Raw genomic sequence first — 23,766 nt, forward strand, 5'->3', positions numbered from 1 at the left:
TTTTAACAGAATATCAACATTTAGTTTATTAGATAAATTTTAGGTTGGTCAAATCTCTCACCACAGTTTGTTTAATTGAACTGATCCCTGTGTCATAATTCTCTGCATCATTGGTAGATTCAACACTTCTACTTCACTTTCAATAAATAGCCGTTTCTGCTGGTTAATCAACGATTTCAAGGACGTTTTAAATAATGAAAAAACGCTATATTGTTCTCTCATTCATTTTTGTTGCCATACTTATTTTACCCAAATACTTCAGTTTGCAAGTTAGAGAAAACCTTGAGCAATATATTGCTGAAATCAATAAAATTAATGGTTACAACGTTGAACTAGTTGACTTAAATGACGGTTGGTTTAGCTCTAATGGTACCCTTAAAGTTAATATAGCCTTTGCAGAAATGGGAGCAATTTCAGATTTACCTTGGGCACAAGGAACTCCTGAGTTCTTGGTAGATTTCACCTCTCATCACGGCCCCGTTATTTTCACCGATGGATTCGATATTGGCCTAGTCAACTTGGCACTAGTCTATAAGGGTGATGCCTTGAGAACTAAGCTAAATTGGTCAGAAAATGTCAACTTTTATGAACTCACCATTGGCCAGGGGCTTTTAGGTGGCTTTGACATGGAAGATCGCATTGTATCGTTCTCTGTTATTGAAGATACTGATAATCAGAATGTTGTATTTTCTGGCTATCAAGGAGAAGGCGAGCAATCCAGTGGCGGTTTTTCTTACGAAGGTGAAATGGACTCTTTTCAGTTTACATCTGACGAAGGTAAGTTCGAGATTAAGGGGGTCGATATATCAATGAGCTCCGAAGGCGAAATATTTGCAGCAATGCAAGGTGAGATATTTGAATCTAGCGCTGAATTAAGCCTTGATAAATTAAACATTTTGACGGTAGGCGATTCAGAACAGACTGTTGAGTTAGATGAACTATCTTTTTCAGTAGAATCAGATATCAATGAAAAAGAACAATTCATGGATATTACTCAAAATCTTAAAATCAACAGTATTTCAGCTATGGATTATGATGTCACCGACATTCAGTTAGATATCGAAACCAATCGGTTAAGTTTAGTATTTCTTAAAGCCTACCAAGAATTTGCGAAAAGTTTATCTGGAATGAACGAATACGAAATAAAGCAACAATCTATGAGCTTTATGACGAATAACCTATTGCCACTTTTACAGAGCGAACCACAGCTCAACATCAGTAAATTGTCTGCCAATTTGCCTGAAGGGGAACTATCAGGCTTTAGTAATAACCAATTAGTTGGCATTGAAGCACTTCCAGATGTCACAGCAGATCCAAAATTTTGGATTAATCATACCGTATCTGAAACAGAGTTAGAGATGGATAAAGGTGTAGCAAACATAATATTTACTCGCTACGTAACCAGTCAATTACAGCAACATCCACAGACTGCTGAAATGAGCCAAGAAGAAATAGACCTTATTGCCGCACAACAAGTGCCCAACATGATTGAAGGACTAAAATTACAAGGGTTCCTTGTAGAAAAAGACGACAAACTGCTACTACAGTTCTCGCTAAAAGACGGAAACGCGATATTGAATGACAATACCGTCCCTTTGCCCTATTAATTCGGCAAGGAATACCTCGAAAAGGTAACTTAACCGTTACCTTTTCATTGTTTTCACGAGCAAAACGCACAAATATTAAGCAAACAGGATTATCTGTCATACAAAATAATGACAACGCCGAAAAAACTGCTTATACTGCGCACCGTTTTGGAAAACCTATTTCCATGCATCCTCAAATGGCCCGATAGCTCAGTTGGTTAGAGCATCCGACTCATAATCGGATAAGGGTTGTATAGAAAGTAGAAGTAAAGCGTTATTATTCAATCGCTTAAAATAAATTGAATTATTAGTGAATTGGTTTGTGCTACATATGTGCTACAATTCACGGCCTTGGAAATGGCCCCATAGCTCAGTTGGTTAGAGCATCCGACTCATAAGTAATTGTGACCCTAGACAGAGATGTTTAGTGGAAAAACTGGGTGAATTGCTGGAAAGCTAAGTGACATTGTCATATGCCAATCAGCAGCCAAGCTCTTCAAGCGTGAAGAGAAGGTTCAGAGACTAGATGGTTCAGCACGACCTTGCTGTGTAAAACATCATTAGCGCCCAGCACCCTACCGGATTTATTCGAGGGTGATGATATAGTCCGTGCCATTACGAAAGTAGTGGATAAACAGAATCGGCAGGTCCCCTGTTCAAGTCAGGGTGGGGCCACCATTTCCAAATGTTCAATTTAATTGTTTTCGTTAGTAAGAATTTTCTGAATACGAGATTTATTTATACTCACCTGCTCAGCAATTTTTCTAACTGACATACCCTTCTCACGCAAAGAAAAGACGAGTTTATTGCGCTCTAACGTACCACGCTTTTGTTTAGATTGATTTATTTCCATTTCTAACTCAGCTTTATACCACCCTTCGGCTATTGCCAGTGTATTTACAAACCAAAAAGCACTACGAGATTTTTCGCATGTATTCCTCAATACCTCCTTTGAATAAACCCTGTTTATAAAATCAGTCAGAGAACTATATTCCTCTTTTAGAAATTTATAAGTAAGTAGTCCGTTAGGTGCTTTTAATTTGTCTCCGAGGAGCAAGAATATAGTTGGAAGATATTTACGCATCAGCTGCATTAGTGCTAAGCAGCTTTCTTCCCACTTTGAGTTTTCCAGTAGAAAGCTTAATTCCTTTGGATTACCCTTAGGATTTTCCCCATATGCTCCCCGAAGATCCCTTTTCCTCAGATGATTCTTGAGTTTTTGATCGGTTTTTAAAAAACCTCCGATCTGTTTACTTTTATGAAATGATGGAAGGTTTGAAGTATGGTCCCAACAATGTTTTCTAGTTCTCGTAACCCGGAAGCATAATGCGCAGTATGTGACTTCTTTTTTATTGAGATAATCTCGTAAAATTAGAGTGACCAACCTAATTAATTCTAAATCTGATGCAACATCCAGTCGCTTAACTACCCACGCAGATTGGCTAAGTTCTGCCACTTCTAGCCCCCAGCCTTTCACTTTTTTCTCTGATGAGAGAACCTTTGAAGGGAGTTCAATCTCCTCATCGCTTCCGAAGCCAATACAAGCGCAAATGGCTAAACATTGGTTGAAATGTTTATCTAGGTATTTACTTAGAATTCCAGTTCCCGTAGCAATTCCCCACGAATACTTTGTTGCGCCAGTTTTCACTGACTCGCTCTTTTTGAGAACATTTAACATTTCAGAAACACTAGAGTAGAAAGCAGAACTGCACGTTCCCTCAAACTCCCTGAGTAACCCCTCTAAGTTAACAATTAAATGATTTTCTACCTTCATCGCTCGGCCAAATATGATTTTTTAATTCTTTAAATCTAAAGGATTAATAAGTTAGTGTCCACAAACTTTTAACATTCATACTGACTAAACTCTTTAGGTATAGATATCCTTCAAGCATGTTTAATCAATTAAGGTAAAAAACATGCAAAAACCAGAACTCTTAAATCGTAATGATGCGGCTGATTACATTTCAGTAAAACCGCAAACATTATCCGTATGGGCAACAACAGGTCGCTATTCACTACCATTTGTAAAAGTTGGTCGAAAAGTCTTCTATCGCAGAGAAGATCTCGACAACTTTTTAAGTAGCAGAACAATAACTCAAACAGCTTAAGGAATAATTATGAAATATTTTTTTAACCGTGAACAAATGATTTTGCAGCTCAATAACCAATTTTCAACCGAGCTTGAACAGTTCCCTGCCTTCCTTCGAGAAGCATTGATCAGCCTTTTGGCATTCTCAATTATAGCAGTGAATAAAAATATAAATGAATTGGATAGCTTTAAAGAGGCCATCCTGCACATTACTAAGCAGAAAGGATTAATGAGTTATTCCATTCTTACAGATCAACAGAAACTGTGTGTTGATATTTTTGCTCAACAAACGATCTCTAGACAAGAACATATTGTTTTTCACAAAAAAAACTTAATGGACAAGTTACGCATCAATGATGCTTACGTTTGTAGCCTTGAAACCAGTACCAGAAAAGAAAACAGGAATAAAACAAACGGTTTCACAACTGGTTTCAATTCGTTTTTAGACCACGCTACAAGTAAGGTTTTACAAGCGTTTACACTGAAAGCAGGTGGTAATAATGAAAATTAGAACGAAACAGAAAACTTCAGAACAACTCAGTTTGCGTATTCGCCCAAACGAATTTTACGAGATCAAGGAGGCTGCAACAGTGAAAGATATATCAGTTTCAGATGAAGCTAAATATCGATTAAAGATCGCTAGTAACTATCTTTCTAATAAAGAAATGTTAAGGGTGACCGAAGCACGATTAAAAAGAGCAATCTTTAATATGACCTGTGCGGTTGCAGGTCTTTCAAATGAGCAAATTATTGAGGCGGAAAAGCGTTTTGTTGATATAACAAGAAACGGAGTGAAAAATGAAAAATAACATCGCGCCTTTCTCAATCCATCACTATTTAGCGATTGTCTTATTGCTACTTATAATCTCAGTCGCGGCGACAATACTTGTCGGCCCTAAATTAGCAGACTATGGATTGCCTTATTATCTTCTTTCTACATTTGGTTCAAATATCCTTGAAAGTAGTAGCATTACGATAACCCGAATTTTGACAAACTCCCAAATAACATTGTTTGATGTTGGACTCACATCATTTTTGTTTGCTTGTTTTTTGCTAGTTGCTCTAGCATTTAAAATTACACTGAAGGCCAGAAAAAACAAACAAGCAGACTACGCTCACGCGCATGGCCCTAAACTTCTTGAGTTTAATGCTGCTTTAAAAAATGCATCTCAAAAGCTGAGAAAAGAGCCGGGCAAAACAGGGATTAAAATTCACCCTAAACTAAGGTTCACTGACCAACTAGAACAAGGTAATATACTGATAGTTGGTCAGCAAGGTGGTGGTAAAAGCACGATAATTAAACCACTTGCAAAACAAATTTACCAAACTAACTCGCTTAGTTTCACATATGATGAAAAAGGTGAATATCAAAGTACCTTCAAAAATACCAATGCGATATGTCTAAAACTTAACGCTGACTCCGAGTTTATATGGAACATTAGCGACGATGTAAAAGACTCAAATGATGCCTCCCTTGCCGCTCAGGCAATGCTTGAAGGTGGAAATGGAAACGACCGTTTTTTCATTGATGCTGCAAGGCAAATTCTAAAAGGCGTGATAATACACCTTCAAAATTCACATCAAAACTGGTCTTGGAAAGAACTCCACCTAACTCTATTTACCGACGTAAAGCAGCTTAAACGACTATTACAAAAAGCTTACCCCTCAGCAGCAGGGTTAGTTGAACCTGACAATAAAACAACACATTCAATTATTTCAGTTCTTAGTAGCAGATTATTTTGGATTAGAGATATGGCTGCACTACAGAAATCGGTTAAAAACACTTGGTGCATAACTGAAATGATGAAACACGTTGACGGAAAATGTCATGTTTTCTTCAGACCAAACTATTCTAATCCTGACTTAAGTAGAGCAGTATGTAACACTTTAGTGACGCTCATAATTGAGCGCCTATTAGCACATGAAGATTCAAACAGTCGAAAATGTTATTTAATTCTCGATGAACTAGGGAACCTCCCCCATAACCCATCTTTAATTCGTTATTTAACCTTATCAAGATCAAAAGGGGGCCGAACGATCGCCTCAGCTCAAAGTATTAGCCTACTATATGAAAATTACGGCCAGAACAATACTGAAACAATATTATCGTTATTTCGAACAATCATTGTAATGCGGCTCGGAGCATCCGGACCAACAGCCCAGAAGGCATCGGATCTATTAGGCCAACAACGCGTACTAACCGTCAATCAAAATCTAAGTGACGGAGACAAATTGGCAATTTCAACTCAGTTTGCGGATCGCCCCGTAGTATTAAAAGAAGATATTATCAACCTCCCTTCAGCAGATCAGAAAGGGGTAGTCGGTTTTCTTTTTATAGGGGGATTAGTAAATATATATAAGTTGAAATGGCCATACATTAAATCTGAAAGAGTCTCCAATAGACAACCGATTTCATATTCCGGCGATTCTAAATTAACTACGCCCGTATATGAAGTAACAGCTAACAGACTAAATAAACGTAGTCTATTGACTGACAGCAACTCTAAAAGTAATTAGTCATGATGAATCCATCAAATGTTGCAGACATAGATTATCATGCAGAAAACACCATTAAACTTATAGATGACGATAAAACCTACCAATTCATTGGTGGTGAAAAAAAAGGAAGTTGGGCAGGTACATGTGCCGCATTACTAGGACTTACAGGTGAGATAGAAGAAGAATTATATTTAAAACTGATGAAAGGGATAGATCCTAGAACAGGGCACCCCATGTACCAGCAAAACGGTAGAAAACACAAACATGCAACAGACAATTCACTTAGCCCAGATAAAAGTGTTTCCGTTGTGTGGGCACGTTCAAGGCCTAGACAAAGATTACAGATCGAGAGCGCTCATCATCAATCCGTACTCGAAACACTAAAGTTCTTAGAAGTTCATGCTGCATACACAAGAAGAGGACACGATGGAATAGAGCATCAAAAAGTTCCCGGATTCATATCAGCTCTATTTCAACATTCCACAAGTCGAGCTGAAGACCCACATCTTCACTCTCATTTAGTAATTTTTAACTGTTGTAAAAGATATGACGGGACAAATGGAACGTTAGAATCAAGATATATCTTCACATGGCAAAAAGCTGCAAGCCTTGTTTATCAAGCTACGTTTGCAGAAAAATTAAGAGACCTCGGTTTTGATACAATATCCGATGGTCAATCATTCAAAATTTGGGGCGTTCCGGAGTGGATATGTAAATACTTCTCTAAACGTCGTAAGCAAATTATTGGGGCTTTGGAAACCATGGCTATTCAAACTGCCAGAGCAGCAGCACTGATAGCAAAAATGACTAGAGGAAAAAAAAAACCGATTGATAGACCAAAACTATTTGAGAATTGGAAGACTTACATGGATCAAGCAGGTTTCACAGAAGAGCGCCTGATAGATCTTCATAAAAAGTCATTAGGTATGCACCTCCCCAACGAAAATGACTTAACTTCGATTAAATTTAATCATAAATATTTATCTGAAGTATTAATAGAAACCGTAAGCATTTTTTCTGAAGTCGATGTATTTAAAGTCGCTCTAAGTACAGCAATGAGACTGGCAATACCAGCAACATTAGCTTTAAAGCTAGCGGAAAATTATCTTGAAACAGAACTTGTGATTGAACTACAAACAGGTAACAAATATCTCAAGCAATTTACTACTCATGAAATGCGAGAACAAGAACATCGACTTATTAGAAACTCTCAATCCCTCCATAAGAAAAAATTTCTTCCCGGGTTGTCAATAACAGATATTTTCACTGCTCAAGAAAAAACAGGATTAATACTATCAGAAGAGCAACAAGAAGCGGTTCTGGGAGTTCTGGGGAACGCGTCATTTGAAATTATGAGTGGTAGTGCTGGTGCAGGTAAATCAACAGCGATGAGAATCGTAGCTAGTATTTATAAATCAAAACTTATCTGTGTCTGGGGTGCTGCAATTGCTAAAGACGCAGCTAAAAACCTCGAGCAAGAAACTGGAGTAAAAAGTTTCACAATAGCTAAACTGCTAATCGACTTAGATAATGGTTGGTCAAAAATCAAAAATGGAGACGTTGTCATAATCGATGAAGCTGGCCAAGTAGGTGTGCGGACAATGCTAAAACTTCAAGAACACGCAATACTGAAAGGCTTTAAGGTTATCCTCACAGGCGAAGATAAACAATTAGATGCTATAGAGCATGGCGGTGTGCTGCGCTACCTATCTCGCTCTGATGTAATTGGTACAACAAGAATCGAAACAATTAGAAGGCAACGAAAAGAATGGGATCGAATTGCTGTCGCAAATTTTAGGGATGGAAATGCTATTGATGCTCTGAGTAAATATCAGGAACATGGCAGATTGCACTTCAGTACTGATATTGATTCGACATACTCTAAGCTAGTCCACGATTGGAATATATTTCAACAGCAAAATCCTAACAAAGGCACGATGGTTCTAGCCCGCAAATGGAAAGACGTATTGGAACTCAATAGATTAATCCGAAACCAACTGCAAGAGGCTGGCAAAATTGGTAAACAAGATGTAAAGGTAAACGGTACCGTTAGCTCAAGAGAAATAGAGTTCTTGCTTTCTATTAATGACCGAATACGGTTTACCGACAATAATGCATCCCTTAATTTTATTAACGGTGATACTGGAACAGTTACGAACATATCCAAAAGTGATGGTTCATTTCTGAGGATCACTATCAAAAAAGACAATGGCCAATTAGTTACTGTGTTGCAGGAAAAGTATAGCAATGATAAAGGGAATATTTACCTCGCACCAGCCTATGCCCAAACAATTTATAGCTCACAAGGCAAGACAATAGACGGTAATGTATACGTTTTACATGATCCCATGATTGATCGAGCAAATGCTTATGTAGCATTATCTCGACATAAAGACGATTGCCAATTATATGCCGCTACAGAATCAATCCTCGATGAAGACGAAGAGCTACTTGATAAAGCCGTTAAAGAAAATCTCGCAATTGATAAAATTGCCGCTCAATACAGTTCAGAAAAAAGAGCAAGCTTGTCCATTGAATATGAAACAGTTCAACGTGAAAAAGATATTGAAATTGAAAAACAAGAAAAGTCTTTCGAAGAATTAACCATTTAATTCAGTGCTCAAATCAAAACACTCAAGGGCACTGCGCCCCTTCCTTGTCAACAAAATTAACGGTTTCTCTGCTTCGCACAGACACTCCGTGATTTTTGTTGACAAGTTCATCCCTGCTCTAAGCCATGTGTCGCCAGAAGGCTCAAGCGCGGAATAAACCGCGTTGATACTTCAACTGCGAATTCGGAGCAAAATATGTTTACAACTGCAAAAATTTACGTAACTGACTTAGCTGCATACAATTCAGGTACGTTACATGGTATATGGATTGATAATCTACTTGATCTAACTGAAGTAGAAGAGCGGATCGCAACAATGTTATCTAAAAGCCCAATCAAGGGAGCCGAAGAATACGCCATTCATGATTACGAAGGTTTTGGCAATATTGATATAGGAGAGTTTTTTAGTATTGAGCGGGTTCACAATATAGCGCGATTTATATTTGAAAATGATGAGTACGGTCATTTAATCTTGAGTTATTGCAATGAAGACATAGAAGAGGCTAATAGAATGCTCACCGACTGTTTTCTGGGTCAATACGATTCAGTTGAAAATTATGCACAAGAGATGCTAGCAGACTCACTGCAACTACCCGCTAACTTAAGTTACTACTTTGATTGGGAGCGATATGCTCGGGATCTTGAGATGGGCGGGGATATTCAAACGATCGAATATGAAAATTCAGTTCTAATTTTCACTTCATAAATTTGAACGTAGTTTTTAATTTGTATGAATCTTAGTGAGTTGATTGTTACTGTAATTGTAATAGAAAAACAAGCTAAGATCATACTCAAGAGTTAGGTATATGAGCAGAAACGGAAAGACATCGCATACTATAAAAGTGCAACGAAAGCTGACAGAACACAAAAATGGCACAATATTAAACCGGTCAATCGTGTCGGTTTTTAAATTACTCAATGAACTAGCACAATAGTTACATTTGGAGTACATTACTGTAATCAAAATGATTACAGTAATGGTCTTTTATTACTATGAGTAAAATATCTGAAATATATAAACATACCGAAGGAATTGACAAACTAACTTTTGCTCAAAAGCAAAGGTTGTCTTTCATCGATTTTAGTTTGTTATTTAAAGGCTCAATAAATCGTAAAGAGCTTACCGAAAAGTTTGAAATGGGTATGGCTAATGCCACTAGAGACCTTACTTTATATAAAGATCTAGCGCCTCAAAATATAGACTTTAATGCTAAAGACCGCACCTACCTACAAGCTAAAGCCTTCACGCCATTATTTATATACAACTCTAAACAAACATTAGCTAAATTAGTGAACAAAATATCCGACGGGTTTGATGGCGTTTTAGAGATATCTTTTCCAGTAAATGCACCTTATCAATTAAATGTGCCCGATATTTTTATCGTTGCAAAAATTGTACAAGCCGTTTTAAAAGGTAAAGCTATTTCAATTATTTATACATCGTTATCGTCAGGATCAAAAGCTCGAGAAATTGTGCCTCATACAATAATTGATAATGGTTTGCGTTGGCATGTTAGAGGCTATGACCGAAAATCAAATTCGTTTCGAGATTTTGTTATAACACGTGTCTCAAAAGTTGCTCTGCTAGATAAGCCAGTTGAAGAGTTTGAAATGGCTATCGAAGATAACCAATGGATGAGAAAAATGGATTTACACATTGTCCCTCACCCAACAAATGTTCAATATCCACAAGCAATAGAACTCGATTATGGAATGGATAATGGAACGTTATGCCTAACAGTTAGAGCTGCTCTAGTTGGTTATTTACTAAGACGTTGGAATGTTGATTGCACTGAAGACGCAAGTTTACAAGGTGGTGAATATCAACTTTGGCTTCGAAACAGACAAACTCTATATGGTGCGGAAAATTTAGCTATTGCACCCGGATACGCACAGAATGAATAATTTTAACCCAGCCTCAGGGCAACAAAAATATGATACGACCATAAACGTCATTGGCAGTATCAAAGATTGTGATCCTATCTTTAAAACGATTGAATCATATTTTGATGCTGATTCAGCTCATGATAATGAATTTGATTTAAGAACGGAAAAAAGCCGCACTCGAATTGAAAGAGGTGTTGAAGTTGCTTTTTTACAATTTAGAAATCAAGATCATCAAGATTTAATTCAGTCTATTTTTGCCAGTGACCTAACCCTACAAACAAAAGAAGTTATCTTGTTTTGGCAGTTTGCATTAACCAATAGGTTATTCAGAGACATATCAGTTCGTATCTTTTCCAAAGAATATTCATCAGGCAAAACCTTCATATCTAAAGAAATATTAATCGGCTATTTAAAAGACTTTGTAGGAAAACATGAAGAACTAAAATCAAAATGGTCAGAGGCCACTACAACGACCCTAGCAACCAAGTACCTTACCTTTTTAACCAAAATAAACTTTGTTGAAGGTGTAAGAAAAAAAGCATTTAAAAGAATATTAATGTCATCAGAATTACTGGTTTTATTTTTATACATTTTAAAAATAAATGAGCCTGAAAACAGTGACGTTTTATCAAATGAAATATTCCCTTTGGTATTTATTGATAAAAGCGATATTCAAGAAAGACTAAAAAAATTGTCACTCAAAGACTACTTCAACATGGATTTTAATGGTGTTGAATTAAATATTGAATTAACACATAGCTATAAAGGAATTTGCGATGTCTTATCTGCTAGAACATAAGCAAAAATTTGAAGCGTTAAAGTTTCAAATAACCAACCAAGATCAGCTTCGAAAACAAGCAAATGGTGGTAATAGTATTTTATTTACTTATCCGCCAAACCAAGAGCAAGAATACCTTGAAAAAGCTCAAGAGCTTTATCACCAACAAGCTGAGTTTATCGATGTTAGTAAATTACTTGTTCAAGCTATTGATGAAGACGGATGGGACGCTTTTGAAGAATATTATAAAGACTTTATTAGTACACCTAGCAAGCTTTTCAAATCAGATGATCCTGAAACAGACTTGTTTGATTTAATCATTCAAGCAATAGAACAAGCTATAGCTAATCGCAAAATCCCAATGCTAATCCGTTCTGGTTGTTTATATGGTACAGGGATAGAAAACGTGAATATCATGGAACACCCTACAGTAATGAAACTAGAGCATCCTTTAGTCATCTTTTATCCAGCAAAAATTACTGATGACAACGTATTTTTCTTAAATTTTAAAGCAGCGTCTAAATATCGCTGTATCTTGCTGAAGTAAGGGCAAATAATGACAAAAATAAACGAAATTTTAACCCTAGATCTTCAAGAAGATATTAAGAACGTAATTGATTTAGAAGACAGAACTGAAAATGAGATCCAGCAAGAGATTGAATCTTATATTGTTACTGAAGGTTTGGGTCGTCACTTAGATAATTTTACTAATATATTTACTTCAAACCTCAAAGAAACAGGTGTTTGGTTATCAGGCTTCTATGGTTCAGGTAAGTCTTACTTTGGCAAAATGCTTGGTTACATCATTGATAACCCCAATATTAATGGTACTCCTGCTAGAGAGCGTTTTATTGCCCAACTAAAGGGTATTAAAAACGAAGGACTCATTGAAAACGCACTTCGTAATTTAGACAGTATTAACAGTCGCGTGGTCTTTCTTGATGTAGCAAAACAAAACACTGATCAAGGTCTTTCTTTTACATTATTTTCAAATTTACTAAAAAATCTAGGCTTTAGAGATGATGTCTACGGTTATATGGAATTTGAGCTTTTCATTGAAGGTAAATATGAAGAGTTCAAACAAAAAGCTAAAGAGCTTGAAGGTAAAGAATGGAGTGAATTAAAGAAAAGTAATCGACAAGTTGCCCGAGTAATGCGAAAGCTGTTTAACGCTATGGGTTACTCTGACGTTGAATATCAAGAAACAAAAGACGTTTATACAAAATCTATTGAAAGCTTTTCACCAGTTAAATTTAAAGACGAGTTAGAGCGTTATCTTAGTTTTGTGACAGATGAAACGTTAGTTTTTGTTTTCGATGAAGCCAGTGAAGCAATTAGCCAGAATAAGTTTTCACTATTAGAACTTGAAGCCGTAAGTGAAGCTTTATCGAGTATAGCGAGTAAAGTTTGGACAATGGCAATTGCTCAAGAAAAGCTAGACAGTGTTATTAATAATGCCAATGTTAGTCGAAGCAGCTTAACCAAAGTAACGGATAGATTTAAAACTAAAATTCACCTTGAAGCAACAGAAGTTGATGTCATTATTCGTAGCCGATTACTACAGAAGAAAGACAGCTATTTTGATCAACTTGTCGAATATTATAATAAAAATGACGGACTCATTTCTGACGCAACAAACTTAAAATCGTCATTTCCAACGAAAACAGAATCAGCTCATGATTTTGCAACGTATTATCCGTTTCATAAGTATCAATTCGATATTTTGCAAAAGTTCTTATTCAGTTCAAACGCACTAGTTGCAACACAAATTGCAGCCCGTGGCATGATCATCACCACATTTGATGTACTTCGCAAACAAATGCGTGAACAAAGCTTATTTTCATTTACTACGGGGCATGCACTTTGTAGTGAAGCTCAAACCGCTCCTCCAGTAGACTTAGTTAACAAATATCATACGGCATCACAAATTCTCGATGAGAGTGATTTAGAAATTGATGGTGAGAAGCTATTAAAAACAATTCATTTATTAGCAGATTCAGAAGTTGTATCACCAACCATTGAAAATATTACCAAAAGCTATATTGCAGACGTAAATGACTACTACAGCATCAAACCAAAAGTAGAAAAATCTTTAGCATTATTGTTAGAAGCTAAGGTACTTTTATTATCAAATAATAACTACAAGATAACATCAGATCTTGAAGGTAAATTACTTGATGAAATGAAAGAGTTTGACGTTGAGCTATTTACTAAAAAACGTGATCTTATTAATTTTATTAAAAACTACAAAACGTTTAATCCAGTAGCGTCATTTAACGATGGCCATAGTAACTTTAAGTTTAATGTGCTTTCAGACCAAGAAGATGAGTTAACAGGCTCAGGTGGTAATAAAAATCTGAAATTAACAGCATATAGTTTGTTTAATATTAGTGATGACAGACAAGACTTTATTGAGAACATAAAGTTAGAAACTCAACACAACAAAGACTTAATTACATTAATTCCAGACAACAAAAACTTTGCAAAAATCGATAAGTTAGTTGCCGAAGTTCATCGCTATCAGTTGATGGAAGAAAAGTACTCTACAGAATCCGATGTTGATAAACGTAAGATTATTGGTGAATTTAAAACAATTAAAGAAGAAAAAGAAAAAGAGCTTAGATCTTTAATTGAAGATGCTTACAAACATTCAACATTAGTATATTTGTTTGATGAACATTTACTTAACGAAGATACCTTTAAAAGCACAATAGCTGAAAATCAAAGAAAGCTTGTTAAAAACATCTATTTCAAGCAACTGAAAACTCAGTTATCTGAAGGTTTAATTCCTAAAATATTTAGCAACACGAAAGAAGATTTACACAAATTATTTTCTGGTGATGATTTCAAGTTTTTCGACTCTAACGGTAACTTTACAGGTGAACACCTTAAGTTAGTTGAAGAGCTAAATGCAAAAATTAAATCGCGCCATGTTGATGGGCGTACACTTGAAACAGACTTTTCAAATGCACCTTGGGGATATTCTTTCGGTACAATAGCCACTACCTTAGCGGTTTTACTCAGAGCTGGTAAATTAGCAGTTAAGTACAATGGCGACCCGTATCTGTCGCATGACCAAAAAGCAGTTCATGAAGCTTTTACCAATACCACCAAATTTAAATCAGCTTCGTTTAAATCTATTACAGCATCTTTAACGTCAACACAGAAAAACCAAGCTGTGCAGTTATTGATGGAAATAGATATTGAAAAGCATACCAATAAAAAAGTAGATTGGAGCACTAACGATTACGAATTAGCTGAGGCGACTCGTTACTTAGCTGATCATTTCATTACCGCTATTTCAACGTTAAACAGTACCGTTAATAATTTTGAATCTTTATTTAGCAATGTCGCTGCTCAAAAAGATACGTTGTTAGATTTCTCTAGCAAAGTTACTGAAAACAATTACAAAGAAAAAGTAGAGTTTTTATTAACCAATGCCGATGTTTATAAATCAGCAATTCAAACTGTATTAAAAACACAAAAGTTTATTAAGAAAAACTATGCAAAGGTTAACGACTTTAAAGCCTTTGCAGAATCAGTTGTATCTGAATTGGGTAAAGCCAGCATTACCGATGAAGCTATTAATACGGCAAGTGAAGAGTTACTGAGCTTATACAAACAAGACATGGTGAAAAAATTTGCCGCAATTCAGCAACAAGCACAAAAAATTAAAGATGCTTATTACCGATTAGTTAAAACGGCTTGTCAAGAGTTAACAACTCAATGTGAAACATTGTTAGTTAAGGTAAACAAAGCGAATAGCGTATTAACGGCTAACTACCCAAAAGAGTTGAATGCTCACAACATAACTCAGCTAAATTCCATTAAAAAATTTTGCCAAGACCGAGTGTTAACAGAACCAGAACTAGGTTTTTCAATTTCATGTAAAAACAGTGGTTTCTCATTATCTGAATTATTAACAAGCACAGAGTTAGTTCCGTCTAAAGAAAACGACTTACTTATTCTTGAAAACAGCTTTGTTAGTGAACCACCTCCACAACCTGAACCTGTACCAGAGCCGCCCCCTAGTGGAGGAAAGCCAGCTCCTACGCCTATACCAGCGATGCCTGCGCAACCTAAAACACCTCGTAAGCTGAAACTGTCTATTCCAAGTACTGATATGACAGTACAAGAGTATAAAGACATATTAACGGCGCAATTACGTGCGCTGGCTTCCGCACAACCAGATGAAAAAATAGAGCTAGACCTTAGCTCTGTTAATGCTAATTCAAGCAAAGGAACAGCTTAATAATGAAACTTTCAGATCACGTAGATAAAATTCGCAATTTAATAACAGCTTCATTTGATAAGCAGTTTGCCAGATTAGGCATTGGTGCAAATAAACAAATAGAACTCGAAAAACTGCCAGAGCAAGTTAGAGGAAAACGCCAACACCTTGAGGTAATGCTTGAAAACCATATTGGCGAAACAGGCTGCTATCAAGACGCTAGAGAAAAGTTACTGGATGAATTGAGCTTTACCTTATTTAACCGCCTAGCGGCAGTTAAAGTAATGGAGTCAGCCAATTTATTTCCACCTGTTATCACTAAACAAGCAGAGCATGGTGGTCGTTCATTTGGGCATAAAGCATGGTTAGAAGAATACCCTGAAAACCGTGATAATGAGTTAGAAGGTATTCGAGACTATTTTAAATATGCTTTTAACGAATTAGGTGATTCACTGCCGCTTTATAGTAAAGAATACCCTTATGCGTTATTGCCTGATGCAATATCGTTGAATGAAATCATCGAAGCATTTAATGCAATTGAAGAAGATTCTCAAGTTGAAGATGATATTTGGCAAAGTGATGATGTATTAGGCTGGTTATACGAAAGCTATAACAACGCCAAGAAACAAGCCTTTAAAGACAGTAAAGCGAAAACAGAATACGACAAAGTATCCTTGCAATCACAAGTTTATACGCCACGTTGGGTTGTTCAGTTTTTGGTAGAAAATTCATTAGGTAAACTTTACCTTGAAATGTATCCTGAATCAGAAATTAAAGATCAATTTAAAATAGCTAATGCGCCTAAAACTCAAGAGCGTGACCCTAAACCCTTACATGAAATAAAGTTAATAGATCCAGCTTCTGGCTCAGGTAACTTTTTACTATATGCTTTCGATTTTTTCTATGCGTTATATATCGATCAAATTGAAAATTACGATGCCGACTATGATGAAGATGAAATCCCACAACTCATAATCGAGAATAACTTACATGGTATTGATTTAGATGATCGTGCCATTCAGTTAGCCCAATTAGGCTTATACATAAAAGCCCGTAAAAAGCGCAGATTTATTAAGGGTAGCTTTAACTTCAAGGTGGTTTCTTCAGACTTTTACCTGCCTGATTATGATAAAGCTCGCCATATCTTTGAAGATGGTGACAATTTAGATAATACTCAAAAAGAGTTGATTGAAGATATTTGGAATGACCTTCGATACGCCTACAAATTTGGTTCCCTAATTCGTTTAGATGAGAAGTTAAAAGCAAAGTTAAATGAATTAGAAGCTAAACATGGTGATAAAGTTCTTGACCTATTTGCGGATGCGGACATACGAGAACAAAAAGATTTTACTGAAAAGTTCTTCAACAATTTAAAGAATGCAGTTGAACAATTTTCCAGTAAAGATGCTGATACTTTTATTGCCAGTAAAACGCGTGATGCAATTACTTTTCTTGAATTGTTGACTACCGAGTATGACGTTGCGTGTGCAAACCCACCTTACACTGATAGTGGTGACTTTGGTAGCGAGTTAAAAACATTTGTAGAAGCAAATTATAAAAAGCCTAACAAATTTCACTCTAATTTATATTCGTCCTTCATTATGCGTTGCTATGAGTTAATTGGGCAATCAGGCATGGTTGCAATGATTCATCCTGATACTTTTATGTTTATCAAATCCTTTGAAGATGTCAGAAACTTCCTAATTAATGAAATGCACTTAAATACTTTGGTCCATTTTGGCACTGGAGGAGTCTTTGGTACTAAATTGCGCGTGATATATCCCGTTTTATATGTGTTACAAAAACAAAAAAATAATACGCCATCTATTATTATCGACTTACGTAAAGTCAAGATGGATGCAGAAGTTGAGAGAAAAGCTTTAAATGAATGTTTAAACAGTGAAACTTTTATTCGTATAGACCAAGATAACTTTAAGAAGATAGAAACTAGCCCTTTTGTATATTGGATTTCGGATGGATTAAGAGATAAATTTAAGAAGTCTACAATTCAAAAACACTTTAAGAACTGTCAAGGATTAGCTACTGCTGATAATGATAGGTTTTTAAGGTATTGGTGGGAAGTAAAAGCATCAAATATATATACCTTAAATAAAGATGCTTCAAAAAAGTGGTTTATGTACGCAAAAGGTGGTCCTAATAATAAATGGTACGGAAATAATTGGTTGATCGTCAATTGGGAGGAAGACGGAAAAGAGATACGAGGAATGGTTGACAAAAATGGAAAACAAAGATCTCGACCTCAAAATGAATCTTTTTATTTTAAAGAGGGAATAACTTATTCAGCTACTGGAGGTGACTTTGCCTCTTATCGTATCCTTCCAGAGGATTTTATCTTTGATATCAAAGGTTCAAGTATCTTTCCATTGAGAAACACTGCGCCTAATTCGTATTTATTGGCAGTGTTAAATTCAAAGTTTTCAAATTATATTGTAGGTTGCTTAAATCCTACGGTAGAAATACAAGTAGGTGATATTAAAAGAATTCCTTTAATTATTCCTAAAAAGAGCGTAAGCAGCAAAATTGCTAGTTTAGTGGAAATGAACATTAAAATTAGAAAACAATTTTGTCAGCATTCAATTTTGGAGCATGAGTATTTATCATCTCCACTGGAGAGCTACTCAGATAGTAATCTGAACTTTCGAATATCAAGATATCTGAATGAGGAAAACTTTTTAAATTGTATAATCTCGCTTAATGAAACTTATATAAATTACCTTATAGAAGATATATATGAATTAAGTGATGGTGACAAAAATGCCTTAAAAGAAAAAGAAGGTACTGATTGTTGTAATTACCCTGTAGACACTGATGCATTGGATGCTTTTATTTTAAAATATAGAAAAAGTGATTTTTATGACGAAGAAATTCTTCATTATATATCGAATCAAGTGAAAGCTGGTTTTAAAGAGAGTGAAATGGAAGCTGATGGTTTAGAGTTGAAAACTCTTTATCAAAAAAATAATGACTTTTTAGCTTTTAGTGGAAAAAAACAAATTAACCCTATTAATTTATGGTTTATATTCAGTAAATTGGGGCAGTTACCAAAACAAAGAAAAAACAGAATCGCATTAGAGTTTTTGTTACAGCTAATAAATGAAATATTGCTAGATGATGAAGATGGAATAGTCCCTTTAATTCCAAATGCAGGAGAAAAAAGACTAGTAGAAAGAGTTGAAAATAAGTTTATCGAGAAAGGTTTTACACAAGCTCAATTTTCAACTTTCGACACAATATTAGGTATTACCGTAACAGATTTTATTGATAAGTATTTTTTCTCTGAAATCTCCAATCTCCTTAACCTATTCCTTTATCTGCCAAAGACACCTTATATATGGCATTTAACAAGTGGTCCAATGCAAGGTTTTGATTGTTACATATCTATCTATAAATGGAGCCGTGATAATTTACTCCGAGTTCGCTCTATATACATTGAGCACCGAGAGAGAGCACTAATTAATCGGCAAAGTGATTTAGCTAATAATGAATCTGTTGATGCTCAAAATGAAAAAGATAAAATATTTAAACAATTAAAAGAAATTGAAATATTTAAAGCGAAAATTGATGAGTTACTAGAAGAAGGCTACGACCCTATTCTGGATGATGGTGTAGCTAAAAATATTGCACCTTTACAAAATAAGAAAATGCTAGCTTATGATGTATTAAATGCAAAACAAATGAAAAAATACTTAAATGCGGATTGGTAGACGGAACTCAATATGATTGATTTATGGTTAAAAGAAGATCTCGAAGAGATTTTTAGTAAGAATATTGTTGCAGTATTTATTGATGAGCACACCGATGCTGAATTCATATTAGAGATATTAAATAAAACATTTAAGGTGCATCAGGCAAATTCAGAAATTGAAGAGTTGCACGTTAAGTATCTAATAGAAAAAGAGCAACCATCTGCCACTAAACACGTTATTTACACTAATTTAGTTAAAGACGATTTGAAGTATATTCGAGAATATTGCGAAGTAAATGGTTGTTTAGATATTCGCCACTTAGAAAACTATATTAAAGGTAAAGTGCATAAAGCTTTAAACTTAAATATTAACATGCCAAAAGATGAGCTGATTACTGCGGCTAAAGTAAGTATTGGTAAAGACTTAACCTATTGGATGGATTTATGTCATAAAGGTGCTTCTGAAATATTTGATTTAGAAAAAGAGCTGTTACCTTTTATTCATGATCCTGCTCTTTTCACCAAAAAATATGATGAACAATTACTAACTACATTTTATCAAAAAGTAAATGAGTTACTAGGGCAAGAGTATATTAAAAAGCCTGCTCAAACATTAGCTGATGAAATAGTGGCGAAAATGTTTGATGGTTTAGCCTGCAATGACTGTGCCCCTATTTTAGAGTCTGTTTATGTTCATTGGTTAAACTCTAAAGAGCACGAAGGCTCATTTGATAAGTACCTTGCTAATTACTTAAGTAAAAATAGCAATTCGAATGCTTTTGATAGCAATCAAGACATTTGGAATATCAACGTAGCTCATCCATTCAAATTAATTGATGAGCAATGGCTAAAAGCGATTGGTAAAGATATTAACAACAAAGCGTTAATACCGAACCATTTAGCTAGAATTACTCAGCGCGACCAATCAAAACAAGCACAATCTTTAAACATAACCTTTTGGGCTGATGTAAAAGTTCTTTTAGAATTTGATGATAAAGATATTGGTTATTTAAGTACTAGAGAAGAATGTATTGAATTTTATACTAAGCACTTTTTTAAACTCGATACTGCCATTAGGAACTTATACACCGAATTTTTAAATACCCCTGAAATACTTGCCCCATACCAAGATTATTATAAGCACTTAGTCGATGTGTTTTTTGATAAGTGGTTTAAATATCTTGAAGGCTATCAAGAGAATCAAACAGGTATATTGCAACGTATTATTGATGACAACAGTCAGAAAATTGCGATTATTGTTGGTGATGGTGTTGCCTATGAATTGGCTTATGAAGTATCAAAAAGGGTAAGTGATAACTTTAAGTTTACTAATGACATTATTATGGCTGATTTACCGTCACTTACGGTAAACAACATGAGCCGAATCTACATGGCAAATGGCATGATAGATAAAGTTCAGAAAAAGCGAGAAACCTACCTTACAAAGCAGAACCCTAGCAGTGATATTGATTATGTACTGTTAGATGATGTAAACAATGAAGCACTTTCAGGTCAGTATCTTATTTGTACCTACAAAGATATTGATGATATGGGTGATAAGTTAAATAACAAAGCCCTTAAATTCTTCCCACAAGCGGTAGAAACCTTTACCAATAAAATAACCACTTTATTAAATAGTGGTTATCAGAAAGTGTTTTTAATTACTGATCATGGTTTTGTATTAACAGGCATGTTGTCTGAAGCCGATAAAATAACACCGTCATTAAATGGTCAAAACTATGTTGCTGAACGTTATATACGTACAGTAGATAAACAGCAATCGCTAGATTCATATGTTGAAATTGAAAAGCAATATGAAGAGTTTAATTACCATTACTTCTCTAAAACAATGAATCCTTTTAAAACGCCAAGCGTTTATGGTTTTGCACATGGTGGTGCAGCACCCCAAGAGCTTATTACGCCTTATTTTTGTTGGGAAAGAACAGCAGAAACAGGTGGCTCTCTTAATGCCAAATTCACTAACAAAGCTGATCTTAAAAATGTATCTGGTGAACTCTACTTATTAAAAATAAAAGCAGATGATTCAGAAGATAATATTTTTGAGATGGAACGAAAGGTTTATTTAGTTAAGTTCTGTGACAGCAAACCTATTGGTAAGAGCGATGTTTTCACCCTTAAACGAGGTGAAACAACCACTAAAGAATTTACCTTTGATTGTAATAATGAAATTGAAGTTCAGTTGCTTGATGCGCTAACTAAAGAACAATTAGACAAGGCTGTTGTAAAGAAAAACAATGACCGCGATTTAGGTGGCTTGTTTTAGCCCATAAGGATTGATATATGCCAGTATTAAATGAGTTAGATGAAAAGTTATTAGAGCATTTTCGAGGCTTTGTGGTTAAAAAAGATCTTGTTAGCTCTGTTAAAGTGGGCGCGAATGTTCCTGTATTTGTTTTAGAGTATTTAATTGCCAATTCATGCTCTACTGATGATGACGAGCAAATTAAAAAAGGGATGGAGAATGTTAAGAAGATACTTTCTGAGCATTATGTAAATCCTGAAGAAAGCACGTTAATTCACTCTAAGATTAGAGAGCAAGGTCGTTACAAAATCATTGATAAAATATCTGTTGAATTAGATTCTAAAAAAGATATTTATTGGGCTAAATTACAAAACAGTAATATCAAGAACGGCAACATTACTGATCGCTTAGTTAAAGATCATGAAAAGATATTAATGGGCGGTATTTGGGCGATCATTGATGTTGAATATGATCCTGATATTAAAATTGGCTCAAATATTTATCCGTTTGTGATCACCGATATTAAACCTATTCAGTTATCTTCATTCGATAATAGCAAGATAGTAAGTAAGCGAAATGAATTTAATAAAGATGAATGGTTAAATTTATTACTAAGAAGTTGTGGTTATGAACCAACGGCTGAAGGTGTTAGTGATAGGGTTAAAATGCTATTGCTTTCGCGCTTATTACCAATGGTTGAATCTAATTTTAACTTTATAGAGTTAGGACCTCGTTCAACAGGTAAGTCGTTTGTTTATAAAGAGCTGACACCATATGCTGTTTTAATTTCTGGTGGCCAAGGTACAATTGCAAAACTATTTGTTCACGGCTCAACAGGCAAAGTTGGAGCGGTTGGTCAGTGGGACGCTATTTGCTTCGATGAAGCAACGGATAAAATATTCAAAGACCGTGATGCCGTTCCACTAATGAAAGATTATATGGAATCTGGTTCATTCTCTCGCGCTGGTGCAGGTGGCGAAATAACAGGTGTGGCATCGATTATTCTTAACGGTAACATTAACCAACCTGTAGAAACCGTATTACAAACATCTCACTTATTCAGTCCATTATCTGATGAAGTAAATAATGACACGGCATTTCTTGATCGTATTCATTTCTATTTACCCGGTTGGGAAATGATCAAGTTTGCTCCTCGTCACTTCACTGCAAATTTTGGCTTTAGTACTGATTATTTTTCTGAAGCATTAAAATCATTTAGACGAATTAGTTACACTGATGTAGTAGAAAAATTCTTTTCGTTAGGTGCTCACTTAAAGCAACGTGATACAAAGCCTGTTAAAAAGACTGTCTCAGGCTTTATAAAGCTAATGCACCCTGACGGTAATTACACCAAAGAAGATGTTAGAGAATACCTAGAAATTGCTCTAGAAATGCGTAGAAGGGTTAAAGAGCAGTTAAAGCGAATAGGCGGAATGGAATTTTGGGATACAAACTTCTCATATATCGATAAAGAGACTCAAGAAGAGCACTTTGTTGGCCTACCTGAAGAAAAAGGTTCTCACTTAATCGAAAATACGCCTTTACCAGCTGGTGTTTGTTATACCAGTACCAGTGACGGTGAAAACGTAGCTTTAGTGAGAATAGAAGCTGTAGTTGCAAGTGGATCTGGAAAATTAAATATAACAGGTGTAAGTAGCACAGCGGTTAAAGAAAATATCAAAAACACTTACCAATATATTAAAGGGAATGAGAAGACAATTTTAAGTGAACAACACTCTCTTAAAAACTTCGACATAACGATTCAGGTAAGTAACCTGCTAGGAGCTTCTATATCGTCTGGTATTGGCTCTGCGGTGTATATCTCCATTGTGTCTGCATTATACAAAAAGAACCTGAAAGCAGGTCTTGCAGTGCTTGGAAACATATCTGTTGGTGGTGCTATTGAACGAGCAATTAACTTTGAAGATAAAGTAACCATGCTTTCAGAAAATGGTGCGAAAGTGGTTATTGTGCCAATGGATAACTTAGCTGAACTAGCCAATATACCAGCAACAATATTAGGTGATACTGATGTTCCGTTTTATCAAAACAATCAATTGCTTATGCAAAAAGCTTTATTACTGGATTAAAAATCGGCTCAGTTTAATGAGTTATA

15 protein-coding genes are annotated in these 23,766 nt (G+C 35.4%); 14 read left to right on the forward strand and 1 reads right to left on the reverse strand.

Annotated elements, in window-relative coordinates:
- Positions 1–194 precede the first annotated feature (194 nt).
- Positions 195–1,607: a YdgA family protein gene (locus tag AB6T38_RS06930; RefSeq protein WP_372546602.1), complete on the forward strand. Its 1,413-nt coding sequence runs from the start codon at positions 195–197 to the stop codon at positions 1,605–1,607.
- Between the two features lie 673 nt (positions 1,608–2,280).
- Here AB6T38_RS06930 and AB6T38_RS06935 read toward each other — a convergent pair.
- The gene (locus tag AB6T38_RS06935; protein WP_208804140.1) at positions 2,281–3,360 is read right to left on the reverse strand and encodes a hypothetical protein; all 1,080 of its coding nucleotides are present in this window, start codon (positions 3,358–3,360) and stop codon (positions 2,281–2,283) included.
- A 142-nt stretch (positions 3,361–3,502) separates the two neighbouring features.
- Here AB6T38_RS06935 and AB6T38_RS06940 point away from each other — a divergent pair, with 142 nt between their 5' ends.
- The 13 genes from AB6T38_RS06940 (at position 3,503) to brxL (ending at position 23,740) form a co-directional block, all read left to right on the forward strand.
- The gene (locus AB6T38_RS06940) at positions 3,503–3,694 is read left to right on the forward strand and encodes a helix-turn-helix domain-containing protein (RefSeq protein ID WP_372546603.1); all 192 of its coding nucleotides are present in this window, start codon (positions 3,503–3,505) and stop codon (positions 3,692–3,694) included.
- Positions 3,695–3,703: 9 nt separating this feature from the next.
- Positions 3,704–4,186 (forward strand): hypothetical protein, encoded by a 483-nt coding sequence (locus AB6T38_RS06945; RefSeq protein ID WP_372546604.1) that lies wholly within the window; start codon positions 3,704–3,706, stop codon positions 4,184–4,186.
- On the forward strand, positions 4,176–4,484 hold the full coding sequence (locus AB6T38_RS06950) for a hypothetical protein (RefSeq protein ID WP_372546605.1): 309 nt from the start codon (positions 4,176–4,178) through the stop codon (positions 4,482–4,484). The genes AB6T38_RS06945 and AB6T38_RS06950 overlap by 11 nt, the downstream gene beginning before the upstream one ends.
- Positions 4,474–6,192 carry a type IV secretion system DNA-binding domain-containing protein gene (locus AB6T38_RS06955; RefSeq protein ID WP_372546606.1) on the forward strand — a complete coding sequence of 573 codons (1,719 nt, stop codon included), beginning with the start codon at positions 4,474–4,476 and terminating at the stop codon, positions 6,190–6,192. Before AB6T38_RS06950 ends, AB6T38_RS06955 begins: the two co-directional genes overlap by 11 nt.
- A gap of 2 nt (positions 6,193–6,194) precedes the next feature.
- Positions 6,195–8,786 (forward strand): MobF family relaxase, encoded by a 2,592-nt coding sequence (mobF, locus tag AB6T38_RS06960; protein WP_372546607.1) that lies wholly within the window; start codon positions 6,195–6,197, stop codon positions 8,784–8,786.
- A 195-nt stretch (positions 8,787–8,981) separates the two neighbouring features.
- Positions 8,982–9,491 (forward strand): antirestriction protein ArdA, encoded by a 510-nt coding sequence (locus tag AB6T38_RS06965; RefSeq protein ID WP_372546608.1) that lies wholly within the window; start codon positions 8,982–8,984, stop codon positions 9,489–9,491.
- Between the two features lie 287 nt (positions 9,492–9,778).
- Positions 9,779–10,690: a WYL domain-containing protein gene (locus AB6T38_RS06970; RefSeq protein ID WP_372546609.1), complete on the forward strand. Its 912-nt coding sequence runs from the start codon at positions 9,779–9,781 to the stop codon at positions 10,688–10,690.
- Complete coding sequence (locus tag AB6T38_RS06975; RefSeq protein WP_372546610.1) at positions 10,683–11,471, forward strand: BrxA family protein; 789 nt, start codon at positions 10,683–10,685, stop codon at positions 11,469–11,471. The genes AB6T38_RS06970 and AB6T38_RS06975 overlap by 8 nt, the downstream gene beginning before the upstream one ends.
- Entirely contained in the window at positions 11,449–11,997 is a 549-nt protein-coding gene (locus AB6T38_RS06980) for a hypothetical protein (RefSeq protein ID WP_372546611.1), read from the forward strand. The genes AB6T38_RS06975 and AB6T38_RS06980 overlap by 23 nt, the downstream gene beginning before the upstream one ends.
- A 9-nt stretch (positions 11,998–12,006) precedes the next feature.
- Positions 12,007–15,702: a BREX system P-loop protein BrxC gene (brxC, locus tag AB6T38_RS06985; RefSeq protein WP_372546612.1), complete on the forward strand. Its 3,696-nt coding sequence runs from the start codon at positions 12,007–12,009 to the stop codon at positions 15,700–15,702.
- Between the two features lie 2 nt (positions 15,703–15,704).
- The gene (pglX, locus tag AB6T38_RS06990) at positions 15,705–19,406 is read left to right on the forward strand and encodes a BREX-1 system adenine-specific DNA-methyltransferase PglX (protein WP_372546613.1); all 3,702 of its coding nucleotides are present in this window, start codon (positions 15,705–15,707) and stop codon (positions 19,404–19,406) included.
- Positions 19,407–19,418: 12 nt separating this feature from the next.
- Entirely contained in the window at positions 19,419–21,671 is a 2,253-nt protein-coding gene (locus AB6T38_RS06995) for a PglZ domain-containing protein (protein WP_372546614.1), read from the forward strand.
- Positions 21,672–21,688: 17 nt separating this feature from the next.
- A complete protein-coding gene (gene brxL / locus AB6T38_RS07000) occupies positions 21,689–23,740 on the forward strand; it encodes a protease Lon-related BREX system protein BrxL (RefSeq protein ID WP_372546615.1) in 2,052 nt (683 codons plus the stop codon).
- Positions 23,741–23,766 lie beyond the last annotated feature (26 nt).

The organism is Aliiglaciecola sp. SL4, from assembly GCF_041538045.1.
Taxonomy (GTDB): Bacteria; Pseudomonadota; Gammaproteobacteria; order Enterobacterales; family Alteromonadaceae; genus Aliiglaciecola.

Bases quoted from the DNA above. Each gene is read 5' to 3' on its own strand.
- AB6T38_RS06930 (WP_372546602.1), top strand. From the start codon at position 195: ATGAAAAAACGCTATATTGTTCTCTCATTCATTTTTGTTGCCATACTT.
- AB6T38_RS06935 (WP_208804140.1), bottom strand. From the start codon at position 3,360: ATGAAGGTAGAAAATCATTTAATTGTTAACTTAGAGGGGTTACTCAGG.
- AB6T38_RS06940 (WP_372546603.1), top strand. From the start codon at position 3,503: ATGCAAAAACCAGAACTCTTAAATCGTAATGATGCGGCTGATTACATT.
- AB6T38_RS06945 (WP_372546604.1), top strand. From the start codon at position 3,704: ATGAAATATTTTTTTAACCGTGAACAAATGATTTTGCAGCTCAATAAC.
- AB6T38_RS06950 (WP_372546605.1), top strand. From the start codon at position 4,176: ATGAAAATTAGAACGAAACAGAAAACTTCAGAACAACTCAGTTTGCGT.
- AB6T38_RS06955 (WP_372546606.1), top strand. From the start codon at position 4,474: ATGAAAAATAACATCGCGCCTTTCTCAATCCATCACTATTTAGCGATT.
- mobF (WP_372546607.1), top strand. From the start codon at position 6,195: ATGATGAATCCATCAAATGTTGCAGACATAGATTATCATGCAGAAAAC.
- AB6T38_RS06965 (WP_372546608.1), top strand. From the start codon at position 8,982: ATGTTTACAACTGCAAAAATTTACGTAACTGACTTAGCTGCATACAAT.
- AB6T38_RS06970 (WP_372546609.1), top strand. From the start codon at position 9,779: ATGAGTAAAATATCTGAAATATATAAACATACCGAAGGAATTGACAAA.
- AB6T38_RS06975 (WP_372546610.1), top strand. From the start codon at position 10,683: ATGAATAATTTTAACCCAGCCTCAGGGCAACAAAAATATGATACGACC.
- AB6T38_RS06980 (WP_372546611.1), top strand. From the start codon at position 11,449: ATGTCTTATCTGCTAGAACATAAGCAAAAATTTGAAGCGTTAAAGTTT.
- brxC (WP_372546612.1), top strand. From the start codon at position 12,007: ATGACAAAAATAAACGAAATTTTAACCCTAGATCTTCAAGAAGATATT.
- pglX (WP_372546613.1), top strand. From the start codon at position 15,705: ATGAAACTTTCAGATCACGTAGATAAAATTCGCAATTTAATAACAGCT.
- AB6T38_RS06995 (WP_372546614.1), top strand. From the start codon at position 19,419: ATGATTGATTTATGGTTAAAAGAAGATCTCGAAGAGATTTTTAGTAAG.
- brxL (WP_372546615.1), top strand. From the start codon at position 21,689: ATGCCAGTATTAAATGAGTTAGATGAAAAGTTATTAGAGCATTTTCGA.